Consider the following 12,678-nt stretch of genomic DNA (forward strand, 5'->3'; position numbering starts at 1 on the left):
ATGAATTTAGTTATAGTACAGAGAAGAGAGGAAAAATATCATGAATGTATTAGTTATTAACTGTGGAAGTTCATCTTTAAAATTTCAATTGATCAATTCTGAGTCAGAGCAGGTTCTTGCAAAGGGACTCTGCGAGAGGATCGGAATTGACGGAAGTCTTACTTATCAGCCGGAAGGCGGCGAAAAGGTTAAGTCCGACAAGGCTATGCCGACGCACACAGAGGCGATCCAGTTCGTGATCGACGCTTTGACTGACGCTGACACAGGCGTAGTGAAGAGCTTAAGCGAGATCGGCGCAGTCGGCCACCGTGTGGTACACGGCGGTGAGAAATTTGCTAAATCTGTAGTGATCACAGATGAGGTGAAGGCAACGATCGAAGAGTGTAATGATCTTGCACCGCTTCACAACCCGGCGAACCTGATCGGTATCAATGCATGTGAGAAGTTAATGCCGGGCACGCCGATGGTAGCGGTATTTGATACGGCTTTCCATCAGACAATGCCGGATAAGGCGTATATGTACGGCCTTCCATACGAATACTATGACAAATACAAAGTAAGAAGATACGGCTTCCACGGTACAAGCCACAGCTTCGTATCAAAGAGAGCGGCAGAGTTGGCAGGGAAACCGTATGACCAGTTGAAGACGATCGTATGTCACCTTGGCAACGGCGCCAGCATTTGCGCAGTAGAGAACGGCAAATCCGTAGATACATCCATGGGTCTTACTCCTTTGGAAGGTCTTGTAATGGGAACACGGTCCGGCGATATTGATCCGGCGATCTTAGAGTTCATTTCCAAGAAGGAAGGATTGGACATTGCGGGTCTGATGAACATGCTGAATAAGAAGTCAGGAGTATTCGGACTTTCCAATAATCTGTCCAGTGACTTCCGTGATCTGGAGGACGGGGCTAATTCCGGCAACAATGAAGCAAGAATCGCGCTGGAGGTATTCTGCTACCGCGTTGCCAAGTATGTGGGAAGTTATGCGGCTGCTATGAACGGTGTGGATGTGATCGCATTTACCGCAGGAATCGGCGAGAATTCAGGTACGGTTCGCACCAATGTAGCAAAATGTCTTGGATATCTCGGAATCGAGATCAATGAAGATGCCAATAAGAAACGCGGCGAGGAGATCACGATCTCTACACCGGATTCTAAAGTAACGGTTATGGTTATTCCGACCAACGAAGAGTTGGCAATCGCGCGCGAAACAGTTGCATTAGTTTAGAAGATAGTGTTGACAAATTCATTCTACATGGTATAATAGTCTAGGTGTGAATAGGAGTTTATTATGATATTAAACCTATCCAATGTTCTGTCTGAACAGCATGAGACAATAGAATGCGCCGTTCCTGTCGAGATGGATGTATTCCGGTGTGAGACAGGGAGCTTTGAACTTGTACGGAAGTCTTTTCTGACACTTTGCATTGAATATGCGGGTGACAAGAAGCTTAAGATTACCGGCAGGGGCGAGGTTACAGCGGTGATTCCGTGCGACCGCTGCCTTACAGAGGTTCAGGTGGAGATTCCGCTTGAATTTCAGAAGAAGGTGAGCGTCGATCCGGACGGTGCTGATGAGTCAGAAGAGTTAGACGAAGCAAATTATATTGACGGATATAGCTTTGACGTAGAACAGTTGATCTACAACGAGTTATTAGTAGGGTGGCCGACGAAAATTCTGTGTAGCGAAGACTGTAAAGGAATTTGCAATGTGTGTGGTCAGAATCTTAATGAAGGAGCCTGTGACTGTGAAGACACGGGGCTTGACCCGAGAATGTCAGTTATCCGCGATGTGTTTAAGAATTTTAAGGAGGTGTAACCTATGTCAATTTGTCCAAAGAATAAATCTTCTAAAGCAAGAAGAGACAAAAGAAGAGCAAACTGGAAGATGAGCGCACCAAATTTGGTTAAGTGCAGCAGATGCGGCGAATTAATGATGCCTCACAGAGTTTGCAAGGCTTGTGGATCATACAACAAAAAAGAAATCATTCCACAGGACTAATCAAGACAGAGAAAGGGTTTCCGGGTAACCGGAGGCCCTTTTTTCATGGTGAATGTGAAGAGCCGGTAGTCGTAATCAGTAATTATATGGCAACGAAAGAGTATTTAAAATGCAGAAGCCGGAAATTCAAGAAGCAGGGGAGGCAGAGATGTGCCTGAATATACTGGAAACCCTAATCGGAATGTTATAATATGAAGGTTAAGGCCGTCAATATTAATCCGGATAAAACGCAAGAGATCTTGAAGAAATGCAATTGAATCCCCCATGGATGTATGATAGTATAAAAGAAAGAGAAGCATCCCGAAAAGAAAATATAGAAGGGAAGGATATTAAAAGGTATATGAGCAACAATAAAAGAGAGATTACATATCATAATAAGGATGTGCTGTCTAAGATCTTAGCAGAGAACTTTAAAGAAAAATCTTTGAAGGTCTATGGGATTGATGTGCCAAAGATCAAACAGATTTTGCCAACAAACCTTCCGCAGATTCAGGTAAATGAAATGAGGATCGATAATCTGTTCCTTTTGTATGATCGTCATATATACGGCGGATGTAGAGAAAGCGCCTGAAGAATTTTCGGCAGGTTGTCTCTCTTTAAAGATGGAGCAGGCATTTCTCAGTAAAATAGATTCTGAAACTGTACAGGAAGAAATCAGGGAGAAATTAGAGCATCGCCTGCCATTATCAGATGATGAACTGATGAAACTGATTATTTTACCTTTGACATATAAAGGGAAAGAGAAGAAAAAGCAGGCAGTAAAAGAAGCAGTTGAATTGGCAAAGAAGATTGTGGATAAAGAGGAGAAGACATTTGTATTATCTGGGATTTTGGTGTTTGCTGATAAAATTATTGATTCTGAAACAGCAAAATATATCTCATACTCGCAACGGGTGTGTAAAATAATCTGTGTAAATCATCACAGATTATTCGACACATCCATTTTTGTATAATGGATAATGAATTCGACAATACTGTGATTAGTTGGAAAAAATTGGTAGAAAAATTTTAGGAGGAAACAACTATGTCACAGAAAATTGACTATCAGGCAGAAATAGCAAAATGCAACACGATGGAAGATATTACAGGTCCGAATGGGTTGATACAGAAAGTAATAAAGGATGCCGTGGAGCAGATACTCCGTAAGGAAGTAAATGAGTATATTGCGGATGCAAAGGAGAATGGAAACAGGGTATCTAAAAATGGAAGCAGCTCTAAAACAATCAAAACAGCTTATGGAAAGATTGGAATTGACGTGCCGCGGACACGGGAACCAGGGTTTGAGCCGGAGATCATAAAGAACCGTACAGTCGTTGAAGAAGGGCTGGAATCCCAAATCATTTCTATGTATGCAAAAGGGATGTCTGTACGGGATATCTCGGAACATGTACAATCCCTTTATGGGATAGAACTCTCGGCCGGTTCCATTTCCAATATCACGGATAAAGTAATGGAAGAAGCAAAAGAATGGTACTGCAGGACACTGGATTCTTTTTATCCTGTCGTATTTCTGGACGCAGTACATTTTAAGGTACGTGAAGATGGGCGGATCATAACAAAAGCAGCTTATGTGGCATTGGGAATCAATGGAGACGGTTATAAAGATATCCTTGGGATATGGATTGGGGAAAATGAGGGTGCCAAATTCTGGTTAAAAGTATGCAATGAATTGAAAAACAGAGGCGTTTCTGATATTTTGATTGCATGTGTGGATGGTTTAAAAGGTTTCCCGGATGCGATCCATACGGTATTTCCGGAAACAAGGATCCAATTATGTATCATCCACCAGATCCGCAATACGCTAAAATATATTGCTTATAAAGACCAGAAAGCATTTATGAGAGATTTAAAGCGCGTATATGGGGCGGAGAGTGAAGAAATCGCGATGCGGAATCTGGAGAGTATGATGGATAGCTGGAAAAAGTATGCCGTCGTCCTGGATAACTGGCTTGATAAGTGGGAGCACCTCTCCACCTATTTCTGCTATGGCCATCAGATCCGCAAATTAATCTATACCACCAACACCGTAGAAGGTTTTAACCGGCAGCTGCGCAAAGTTACAAAGAGCAAAGCACTCTTTCCAAATGACGAGGCATTAAGAAAAACAATTTATTTGTCTACCAGGGACATTATTAAGAAATGGTCCATGCCGTACCGTGACTGGGGAGAGACCTATGGACAGTTTGTGATTGAATTCGGCGACAGGGCCAGGATTGCCTAAAGCGTAGAAACAGAAACGTATCCGGCTGTAAATGACAGCAGTGCTGCCCTTTATCCCTTGACTGCCTCAATGCCGCCTGTATGGTTCTTATGCATAGGCATTTCATGCATAAGAACCATACAGGCGGCAATAACTAAAGTGAGGGATAAGGCAATCAGAGAGGTGTATAGAATGCGGATCAGTAAGGAACGAAAACGATTTCTGAAACAAGAATTAAAGGAATATGAAAAAATAACGCCTATGACCGAAGAAGAACGCAGGGAGCTCCATAAATGGATAGAAGCAGGATATAGTGTACATGAGAATACATGCTGCGCTGTTGGCGATGGGAACAGTCCGATTGACTTTCTTGACATATACAGAGAGGAAGAAGCATTGCGTAAAGCGACAGCCGGCATGGGGAATGAAGAAGCAAGAAAATACGTATTGGATTACTATGGATGGACGGAGGAAGAAAACGAGCAAAAAGAATACACTGTTGAAGCACTAAAAGAGAGGGTACGGGAACTGGAAAGGGAACTATTCCACCTGGAGGAATTCATAGGACAGAAAGGCTTTTGGGAAGAATCACAGAAATATATTGATGAATATGGAGGAGAACCTATTCCCTTTGAAATCAAATGATAGGAAAAGAAGGGAATACCATAAAGCCCCCACCTATTGGGGGTAATAGTTTATAAGCAGAATAGAGAATGAACCTGAAAACCAGCAGTAAAGTAAAGGAAATAATACAATGACACATCAATCTTCCAGGGCGTATGCCTGTGTAGCCTACCGGATCATGGAATACGAAGGACAGGAAATGTCTGAAGAATATTTAAGCATACTGATGGAGATGCTGTATGATTTTTATACGGAAAATGAAATCAAAAAAGTCTATCTGGATAACGTCCGGCTGGATGCCTATGAAACATTGCTAAGGGATGGGAAATAAAAGAAAAATAAAATAAAATGAATAGTATCACCAGAAAATGGCAATACTATTCATATAAAGAAATCGAAAATAGCGTCGAAAAATAACGGTAATTGTAAAAAAATCGGCACTGGGAATTGATTTTAGAAATGTCGAAAAAACAAGATTTTACATACCAATTTACGACAATACACAGTTTATTTTACAGTCTCTTCGCAACCTAAAACTGCTTATCATTACGATTTTATAAGCCTTGCAATAGTAAAAATAAAATAGCTTTATGCCGCAGTGGGCATAGTAAAGCGTTCTCTCCACGGTGTGGGGAGATTGCCGATAAATGTACAGAGCAGTCCGTTGATCTGTTCATCCGAAGCTTTGAAATGCTGTTTCACACTCTGCAGCATGATGTCCAAAATGAGAATGATTGCACAGTCCATCATTTCATTTATGATATCCCGCTGTACCTCATAAAATAGTTCTTCCAGACTTCTGTTATCTGTATTTTGGAAACGCTCAATTGCCAGTATCATGTACCGTATTGCAACGATTACCATATGTGAAGTAATGGCATCATAGCTTGTACTGTGGCATTCCGTACGAAGTTTTAAATAGCTCTTTGACATTTTAAAATAGGTTTCAATTTTCCAGCGCATCGTGTACGCACGGAGGATTTTCTCTTCATCTAAGGTCATGTCAGTGCATACAAAGCATACCCAGTCCTTGCGGTTGCTGTGATTCCGTACGTAGACCAGTTTTGCCTTCATGGCATTCCCGGTACTGTCAGGAATGATAATATCTACAGACAGGAGGTATCTGGAACGCCCCCTGCGCTTTTTGTTCCTGCTGTAGATTTCTTTTACATTCAGTTTTTTCTCCTCGCCTGTTGCGGGATCTCTCCAGATATATTTCGTGCTGTTCTTTTTGATCATCGCTATGACATCTGTTCCTATCCCCTTGAGCGCAGCCAGCTGGGATGGACTGGAAAACCATGTGTCAAACAGGACATAATCGAATGGTATCCCTGCTTTGTGTGCCTGCTTTACCATATGTTGGACAACAAGGGTTCCCTTTGTTTTTGCCATTGCCCGGCGCTTTCCGCGTAGTGTACGGCAATCGATTCGGACATTGGGTCCAACCATTTGTTTCTCATCGCGCGTTGACAAAAGGGACTGTGCAAAAGGAATGAATGTCTCTCCATTTGTCCATCCACCAGTCATCATGCGGTATCCAAGACGGGTCTTATGATCATTATGGTCAAAAACCCTGGCACATAATTCGGTTCCCTTTCCGCCGGTCCGCGCATATAAAGAATCATCAAAAATCAGAGCATTGATATGTTTGTCTGTGGTCTGTGACTCTATATCTAAAATGACATTTTTTGCTGTTTCCAATTGCAGCCTTTCCCAGTTAGCTCCGGGAAGCTTATCAAAACGGTAAAATGTGTCTTGCTTATAATCCCGGAAGAATGTGTCCGTCTTAAACATCAGATACGCACTTGCAGGGGCAAAACACACGAGAAGTTTGTCGATAAGCAGATCCTTGGCACTCACAACTTTCTCAAGGACGGGTGATTGTTTCAGATCACCCAGCAGACGGGAAATCGGGTTATCAAAGTATGTCATCCCGCTGTTGACAAAAATGTCATCGACCATTTTTATGACACCACATTTCCTAAGAAGGGGACGACCAATGTACTTATCAAAAAAATTTTCAATACTATCTAAGAGTTGTTTGCTATTATCAAAGATTTCTGCTATGCTATTCATGGTATAAGCCTCCGTTTTTAAATGGTTTTCGGCTAATTCCATTATAACAAAAACAGAGTGCTTATACCTTTTTATTTTTGATTTTCTCTGTATTTTCAACTAACACAGCACAAATTCAGGTTGCGAAGTATGAGATATATTAAGGAGGTTGTACGTATGACGCAGGTTGCGGAATTATTATTGGAAGAAGGAAGAAAAGAAGGATTAATTTTATCCGGAAAGATTTTCCGTGTAGTAAGAGAATGTTCTGACCTTACAAATGAGAGGATTGCAGAGGAAGTCGGCTGTAGTGTGGAGGAAGTAGAAAGCACGAGAAAAATATTTGATATATAGTTACCAGTTATTAGAAACGCTGTCGGAGAGAATCTGGCAGTGTTTTTTGCTGTCATGATTTAATGGAGAAGATTACTGGATGCGGAATATAGCTAGTACACCGAAAAATAAGTTCCTAGCCATATAACGCAGAATGATTTTTCATATGCAAGGCGGAGGAATGAGGCGTAGTGGGCGCTACGCCGATTGACAACAAGAAGACTATTAGTCTATATTCATACGATCCAGCACTGGATATCTTTTGCACCGGCGTATTTTTCAAGATATTCCTTCCCGTATTCCATTGCCCGCTCCAAATCCTGATTCTCTGAGAAGGAATAGATAAGCGTTAAGACTTCGGCTGCATCTGCCGTGATCATGGCGCGTTCAGAGTCGCTGGTGGAGCTTCCGATTGCCCCTTTGTCGTCCGCCAGCACAGGAAGCCCGTCGATCTTGATCTCATCCTTTCCGATCCCCTTATAAGTCTCACTGTCCCTGCCCACGCGGAAAACCAGTTCTTCCCCGATTTTGCCGGCGTCATAAGATCCGACTGAGAACGCGGACTGAATGGATATCAGGTTATTGACGTCAACTACCGTATTTACCTCGTAAAGTCCTTTCCCCTGACCAATCCTGCGTATCAGCGCTTCGGAGGAAACGCGGTAACGGCTGGGGTCTTTTCCAAACGCCTTGTATGCCTGACGGGATTCTCTGATATTGGGAATATCATTGATACCGTAGTCAAAAATTGCATCCTTAGCTTTTTTGAAAATGTCTTTCTTGAGAAATTTCCACAACTCTTCGTTCTTCTTTTCTACCTGAACCTTGTACTGGAAGCAGCCGACCCTTGTTGCGGGCCAGAGAGTCTTCATATCCTGGTCAATCTGTAAGTGTTTCATAGTACCGACTCCTTTTTTTGATTCTGTTTTACCAACGTCATCCGCTGTGTTTTTTGTTCAACCAGCGGTATACTGTCTTTCTTATCATAAATGTTTTCCTTATGTTTTGCAACTTTGCAGCTAAAATATTGCATAATATTCTTAATATAATAGACAATACGCTGGATATAGACCTGAGGAATTACGCGGAGGGTAAGGAAGAGAGCCTTTTATGTTCTACGAGTGTTTCTGCAGGGCCTTGATAATGTCCAAAACACATTCTTTGGTATTGGGAGAGCAGGAATGCAGCTGGTGAAGAAGTTCATGATCCAGTGCATCTGGAGCCTGGGAAGCTTTTGAGTATTCATCGGCTAGGATATAATCTACGGTCACATCCATGGTGTTGCATACATTAACCAGGGTCTGGAGAGAAATCTTCACGCGGTTATTCTCAATATTGCTGATATGACTGGTATTCACATCGGCTTTTTCAGCTATATATTCCTGGGTGAGTCCCTTAGATATGCGGGTTTCTCTGAGTTTTTTGCCAATTTTTTCAAAATCGATATCTTTCATGCTTCCTGCCCACCTTTCAAAAAAGAGAATTATTCTTGATTATAATATTATTATAGTTTCAGTATAATAATCTGTAGCTATAAATAGATTAGTTATACAGCGTTTCTGGATTGGCGGATACAGGAACGAGATAGGTTGAAGTTTTGAGATATAGAAAATAAGATGTAATAGAGATTCTGCAGGAGCTGCGGCTTTTGGCAGGTTCAGACAAAGAAAGGAGGAGAAGAAAGAATGAAGGATAAGATACGAGAAATCTACAAAAACATTGTACAGAATTCGGATGAGATGAAGTTCCAGAGAGAAAGATTGGAAAAACAGATTGAAACATTGCTGGAGAAGGAGAGAAAGGAGATGAATATCACAGAGTATGAGAGATATCGGGATCAATATTATGAAATTACATTGCTGGCTGAGGAGAGCGGATTTATTCTCGGATTTCAATATGCGATGCAGTTGATTGCTGAATGCGGCTCGGGGGTCGGATCCGCTTAAACACTTGTTTTTCGAGAGGCAAAGATGGAAAAAGTAGGAATATATTTTCTGGTTGTAATATTTATATAGTTGTAGTATAATGTCCTGTAGCTATAGAAATATTAGTTATAATACATAACTTATGTTTTTAAAGGAGCGAAGGGCATGGATATAACATTATTTGAACACAACCGAATAGCCTATCAAAAAGTTCTGAGAATGTTAGAGGAGACAGGAAAGGCAGCGATCATCCATCCTACAGGAATGGGAAAGTCATTTATCGGATTCAAGCTATGCCAGGACTTCCAGGATAAAACAGTATGTTGGCTGTCGCCGTCAGAATATATATTTCGGACGCAGGTGGAGAATTTGGCGGCGGGCAGTCAGGTGTCAGCAGATAATGTGAAAGAGCCGTACTGTTCAACGGGAAATGGCGTGAGAGGTCTGGATAATGTTAGATTTTACACATATGCAAAGCTGATATCGATGACGGAATCAGAATTACAAAAGATTAAACCTGACTATATTGTGCTGGATGAGTTTCACCGATGCGGTGCAAAGGTCTGGGGGCAGGGAGTACGAAGAGTGCTGGATATGTATCCCGGCGCGCGGGTATTGGGATTATCTGCAACGGCAATCCGTTATCTGGACAACCAACGGGATATGTCGGATGAATTATTTGACGGAAATGTGGCCTCCGAGATGACTCTTGGGGAGGCGATCGTCCTTGGTATCCTCAATCCGCCCAAATATGTGCTGTCAGTTTACGCTTATCAGAAGAATCTGGAGAAATATCAAAAGCGGGTACAGACAGCGAAGAATAAGGCTGTCCGGGATGAGGGAGAGAAGCAGTTGGAGATGCTGCGCCGCGCGCTGGAGAAAGCGGATGGGCTGGATAAGATGTTCCATAAGCATATGAAAAACCAGACAGGGAAATATATTGTATTCTGTGCCAATTATGAACATATGACAGAGATGGTAGAGAAGGCGCCCGAATGGTTTGGGCAAATGGATTCGGATCCGCATATTTATACGGCTTATTCTGATGATCCGATGACGAACCAGGCATTTGCTGATTTTAAGGCGGATGCTAGTGAGCATCTGAAATTACTGTACTGCATTGACATGCTCAACGAGGGGGTCCATGTAGAGGATATTGACGGTGTGATCCTGCTCCGGCCGACAGTGTCGCCCATCATTTACAAACAACAGATTGGGCGGGCATTGTCGGCAAGTAAGAAGCAGGACGCAGTGATCTTCGATATCGTATTGAATATAGAGAATCTATATAGTATTGGGACGATCGAGGAGGAGATGCAGATTGCCGCATCGTATTATCATTTTCTAAATAGAGAAGAGGAGATTGTAAACGAACATTTTGAAGTGATCGGCGAGGTGCAGGATTGCATTGCGTTATTTGAGAAACTAGAAGATACACTGACTGCGAATTGGGATCTGATGTATCAGTATGCAAAAAAGTATTACCAAAAACATAAGAATCTGCAAGTGCCGGTTCGTTATCAGACGGAGGAGGGCTACGGCCTTGGACGATGGCTGCTGACACAGAGGAAGGTGCGCGCCGGGGAAAAATACGGCGTGCTTGGCGCCGATCGGATTCGGAAGCTGGATCAGATCGGAATGGTGTGGGGAAGTTACAGAGATCTTTCCTGGGAACGTTATTTTGCGGAAGCGCGGAATTATTATGAAGAACACGGAGACTTGAATACCAATGTCAATGATGTGACGGAATCAGGGATTCGGCTTGGCGCATGGATCTGTCAGCTTCGGACTTACCGCAAGAGTGGAATCCAGAAGGCATATCTGACGGAAAAAAGGATCCGGGCGCTGAACGGGATAGGGATGATCTGGGATGTGCCGGATTATCTGTGGGAAGAGAACTTCGCGGAATGTCTGCAATACTACCGGACGCACGGGAATCTGGATGTTCCCAATGCTTACTGTTCTCCGAAGGGACTTAAGATCGGCGGATGGATCCGCAGGCAGCGGTTGCTTCGGAAGGGAAAAACTACTGGGGCGAAGCTCACACAAGAACAGATTGCACGGCTTGACGGTATCGGTATGGTCTGGAAGACGAAGCCGGAGCAATTATGGGAGAAGGGCTATGCGGAGGCGGCAGCTTATTATGAAGCGTACGGGAATCTGAATGTGCCGGTATCCTATGTAAGTCCGTCCGGGTATAAGCTTGGAAGCTGGATAGCGGACAGGCGGGAAAAGGGGAAGGAGAAGCATTCTAAGGAACAGCAGCAGCGGTTGGATAAGCTTGGAATGATCTGGGTGAAGCCGGATCCATGGGAAGTGCGGTATCGGCTTGCGCAGGAGTATTATGAGGCGCATGGAAACTTGAATATTCCCTCGAAATATCGGGCGGAAGGCGTGTGGCTTGCAAAATGGGTGAATGAGCAGAAGCAGATATATGCAGGGAAGCGGAAAGGGAAAACGCTGAGGGAAGACCAGGTGCTAAGGCTTACGGAGATCGGGATCGATTGGGAGCTGCGGAAAAGTCAATATGCCGGAGGTGTCTTGGAAGGTTTGGGAAGAGTTAAGGAATATAAGGAAGCGGTGTAAGGATGTAGATGCTGATATACCTGGGAAATGAATTGGTGAAGGAGAGTTGAGTGTGAGAGGAGATATTTATTGATGGAAGGGTATCAGGAAGTTAATGAAATTAATCTGATCGATCTGATGCTTTATTGCTTGAAGCGGTGGAGATGGATTGTTGTATGTATGATATTTCTGGCGATTGTGGCAGGTGTCTATAAATATCAGGCAACGATTACAGATAACCAATTTAAGAGAGAACAACAGGCACGGGAGAGTGTGCTGGAATCAGTTGAAGATAAGACAGAAAAAGAGGCAGAAGCGGAGAATGAGCAAATTGTATTGGAAGATCCAGTTACATCGGCGGTTACATTTGCTGTCGTTGGAATGGTTGGCGGAGTGTGTATTATGTGTCTGATCTTTTGTCTGAGCTATGTTATGGGTGGGAAATTGCAAGATATAAGTAATTTTCAACGCAAATTTGGCATACCGCTTTTGGGAGTAATCCGAAAAAGAGATGCAAGGAAGAAGGTATTTGGATTTGTAGATCGATGGATCTGCCGGCTGGAAGAAGGACCTTGCGCGAAAATTCCGAGAAATGAACAGATAAAGATTGCAGCGGTTAATGTTCAGAATGCAATTTGCAAAAATCCAGATAAATTAGTAAAGAGAGTTATGCTTGCGGGGACTGCGGCAAGCAATGATGTGATAGAGATATGTGAAGAATTAGTAGAAGAGATTGAGAATGTTACATTTTCGCCTTATAGACAGGTGGTGTTCCACGCTGCAGCGCTTAAGAAGATGGAGTATTACGAAGGGATTCTCTTTATTGAGAGACAAGGGGAATCTTACGAGAAATTAATCAGGCAGGAGATGGATCTGGCATTGGATAGAAAAGTGAGGGTGTTGGGAGCCATAGTGTGTTAATTTGTTTATCTGTGATGATGTATTGGTATGATGATAACCTATTTGACGAA

The 12,678-nt window shown here is 42.8% G+C and carries 15 protein-coding genes; 12 read left to right on the forward strand and 3 right to left on the reverse strand.

What is annotated here, in order from left to right; translation table 11 throughout:
* The first annotated feature begins 40 nt into the window (after positions 1 to 40).
* The 8 genes from VSQ62_RS11090 to VSQ62_RS11125 all read left to right on the forward strand — a co-directional run bounded on the left by VSQ62_RS11090 (position 41) and on the right by VSQ62_RS11125 (position 5,160).
* Positions 41 to 1,231, forward strand: coding sequence for an acetate/propionate family kinase (locus tag VSQ62_RS11090; RefSeq protein WP_334634979.1), 1,191 nt, complete (start codon positions 41 to 43; stop codon positions 1,229 to 1,231).
* A 63-nt stretch (positions 1,232 to 1,294) separates the two neighbouring features.
* Positions 1,295 to 1,822 carry a YceD family protein gene (locus VSQ62_RS11095; protein ID WP_334634981.1) on the forward strand — a complete coding sequence of 176 codons (528 nt, stop codon included), beginning with the start codon at positions 1,295 to 1,297 and terminating at the stop codon, positions 1,820 to 1,822.
* Positions 1,823 to 1,825: 3 nt separating this feature from the next.
* On the forward strand, positions 1,826 to 2,005 hold the full coding sequence (gene rpmF, locus VSQ62_RS11100; RefSeq protein WP_016217134.1) for a 50S ribosomal protein L32: 180 nt from the start codon (positions 1,826 to 1,828) through the stop codon (positions 2,003 to 2,005).
* Positions 2,006 to 2,345: 340 nt separating this feature from the next.
* Entirely contained in the window at positions 2,346 to 2,576 is a 231-nt protein-coding gene (locus VSQ62_RS11105) for a hypothetical protein (protein ID WP_334634982.1), read from the forward strand.
* A 31-nt stretch (positions 2,577 to 2,607) separates the two neighbouring features.
* Complete coding sequence (locus VSQ62_RS11110) at positions 2,608 to 2,958, forward strand: hypothetical protein (protein WP_334634983.1); 351 nt, start codon at positions 2,608 to 2,610, stop codon at positions 2,956 to 2,958.
* Positions 2,959 to 3,029: 71 nt separating this feature from the next.
* Positions 3,030 to 4,226 (forward strand): IS256 family transposase, encoded by a 1,197-nt coding sequence (locus tag VSQ62_RS11115; protein WP_334634635.1) that lies wholly within the window; start codon positions 3,030 to 3,032, stop codon positions 4,224 to 4,226.
* 171 nt (positions 4,227 to 4,397) lie between these two features.
* Positions 4,398 to 4,850, forward strand: a complete 453-nt coding sequence (locus VSQ62_RS11120) for a PLC family EF-hand domain-containing protein (RefSeq protein WP_334634634.1) — start codon at positions 4,398 to 4,400, stop codon at positions 4,848 to 4,850.
* A gap of 109 nt (positions 4,851 to 4,959) precedes the next feature.
* Positions 4,960 to 5,160, forward strand: a complete 201-nt coding sequence (locus VSQ62_RS11125; protein WP_334634633.1) for a hypothetical protein — start codon at positions 4,960 to 4,962, stop codon at positions 5,158 to 5,160.
* A 257-nt stretch (positions 5,161 to 5,417) separates the two neighbouring features.
* On the opposite strand, the gene VSQ62_RS11130 is transcribed toward VSQ62_RS11125, so the two are convergent.
* On the reverse strand, positions 5,418 to 6,905 hold the full coding sequence (locus VSQ62_RS11130; protein ID WP_334633004.1) for an IS4 family transposase: 1,488 nt from the start codon (positions 6,903 to 6,905) through the stop codon (positions 5,418 to 5,420).
* A gap of 129 nt (positions 6,906 to 7,034) precedes the next feature.
* Here VSQ62_RS11130 and VSQ62_RS11135 point away from each other — a divergent pair, with 129 nt between their 5' ends.
* Complete coding sequence (locus VSQ62_RS11135; protein WP_334634984.1) at positions 7,035 to 7,238, forward strand: hypothetical protein; 204 nt, start codon at positions 7,035 to 7,037, stop codon at positions 7,236 to 7,238.
* Positions 7,239 to 7,453: 215 nt separating this feature from the next.
* On the opposite strand, the gene VSQ62_RS11140 is transcribed toward VSQ62_RS11135, so the two are convergent.
* Together VSQ62_RS11140 and VSQ62_RS11145 are read right to left on the reverse strand one after the other, a co-directional pair.
* Positions 7,454 to 8,116 carry a B3/B4 domain-containing protein gene (locus VSQ62_RS11140; RefSeq protein WP_334634985.1) on the reverse strand — a complete coding sequence of 221 codons (663 nt, stop codon included), beginning with the start codon at positions 8,114 to 8,116 and terminating at the stop codon, positions 7,454 to 7,456.
* Between the two features lie 216 nt (positions 8,117 to 8,332).
* A complete protein-coding gene (locus VSQ62_RS11145; protein WP_334634986.1) occupies positions 8,333 to 8,671 on the reverse strand; it encodes a helix-turn-helix domain-containing protein in 339 nt (112 codons plus the stop codon).
* A gap of 231 nt (positions 8,672 to 8,902) precedes the next feature.
* Between VSQ62_RS11145 and VSQ62_RS11150 the strand changes: the two genes are divergently transcribed.
* The 3 genes from VSQ62_RS11150 to VSQ62_RS11160 all read left to right on the forward strand — a co-directional run bounded on the left by VSQ62_RS11150 (position 8,903) and on the right by VSQ62_RS11160 (position 12,628).
* Positions 8,903 to 9,163, forward strand: coding sequence for a hypothetical protein (locus VSQ62_RS11150; RefSeq protein ID WP_334634987.1), 261 nt, complete (start codon positions 8,903 to 8,905; stop codon positions 9,161 to 9,163).
* 144 nt (positions 9,164 to 9,307) lie between these two features.
* On the forward strand, positions 9,308 to 11,728 hold the full coding sequence (locus tag VSQ62_RS11155) for a Helicase associated domain protein (protein ID WP_334634988.1): 2,421 nt from the start codon (positions 9,308 to 9,310) through the stop codon (positions 11,726 to 11,728).
* 72 nt (positions 11,729 to 11,800) lie between these two features.
* Positions 11,801 to 12,628 (forward strand): hypothetical protein, encoded by an 828-nt coding sequence (locus VSQ62_RS11160; RefSeq protein ID WP_334634989.1) that lies wholly within the window; start codon positions 11,801 to 11,803, stop codon positions 12,626 to 12,628.
* Positions 12,629 to 12,678 lie beyond the last annotated feature (50 nt).

This window comes from Sporofaciens sp. JLR.KK001 (assembly GCF_036941055.1).
GTDB lineage: Bacteria > Bacillota > Clostridia > Lachnospirales > Lachnospiraceae > Sporofaciens.

Bases quoted from the DNA above. Each gene is read 5' to 3' on its own strand.
- VSQ62_RS11090 (WP_334634979.1), top strand. From the start codon at position 41: ATGAATGTATTAGTTATTAACTGTGGAAGTTCATCTTTAAAATTTCAA.
- rpmF (WP_016217134.1), top strand. From the start codon at position 1,826: ATGTCAATTTGTCCAAAGAATAAATCTTCTAAAGCAAGAAGAGACAAA.
- VSQ62_RS11095 (WP_334634981.1), top strand. From the start codon at position 1,295: ATGATATTAAACCTATCCAATGTTCTGTCTGAACAGCATGAGACAATA.
- VSQ62_RS11160 (WP_334634989.1), top strand. From the start codon at position 11,801: ATGGAAGGGTATCAGGAAGTTAATGAAATTAATCTGATCGATCTGATG.
- VSQ62_RS11140 (WP_334634985.1), bottom strand. From the start codon at position 8,116: ATGAAACACTTACAGATTGACCAGGATATGAAGACTCTCTGGCCCGCA.
- VSQ62_RS11110 (WP_334634983.1), top strand. From the start codon at position 2,608: ATGGAGCAGGCATTTCTCAGTAAAATAGATTCTGAAACTGTACAGGAA.
- VSQ62_RS11130 (WP_334633004.1), bottom strand. From the start codon at position 6,905: ATGAATAGCATAGCAGAAATCTTTGATAATAGCAAACAACTCTTAGAT.
- VSQ62_RS11155 (WP_334634988.1), top strand. From the start codon at position 9,308: ATGGATATAACATTATTTGAACACAACCGAATAGCCTATCAAAAAGTT.
- VSQ62_RS11120 (WP_334634634.1), top strand. From the start codon at position 4,398: ATGCGGATCAGTAAGGAACGAAAACGATTTCTGAAACAAGAATTAAAG.
- VSQ62_RS11135 (WP_334634984.1), top strand. From the start codon at position 7,035: ATGAGATATATTAAGGAGGTTGTACGTATGACGCAGGTTGCGGAATTA.
- VSQ62_RS11105 (WP_334634982.1), top strand. From the start codon at position 2,346: ATGAGCAACAATAAAAGAGAGATTACATATCATAATAAGGATGTGCTG.
- VSQ62_RS11150 (WP_334634987.1), top strand. From the start codon at position 8,903: ATGAAGGATAAGATACGAGAAATCTACAAAAACATTGTACAGAATTCG.
- VSQ62_RS11125 (WP_334634633.1), top strand. From the start codon at position 4,960: ATGACACATCAATCTTCCAGGGCGTATGCCTGTGTAGCCTACCGGATC.
- VSQ62_RS11145 (WP_334634986.1), bottom strand. From the start codon at position 8,671: ATGAAAGATATCGATTTTGAAAAAATTGGCAAAAAACTCAGAGAAACC.
- VSQ62_RS11115 (WP_334634635.1), top strand. From the start codon at position 3,030: ATGTCACAGAAAATTGACTATCAGGCAGAAATAGCAAAATGCAACACG.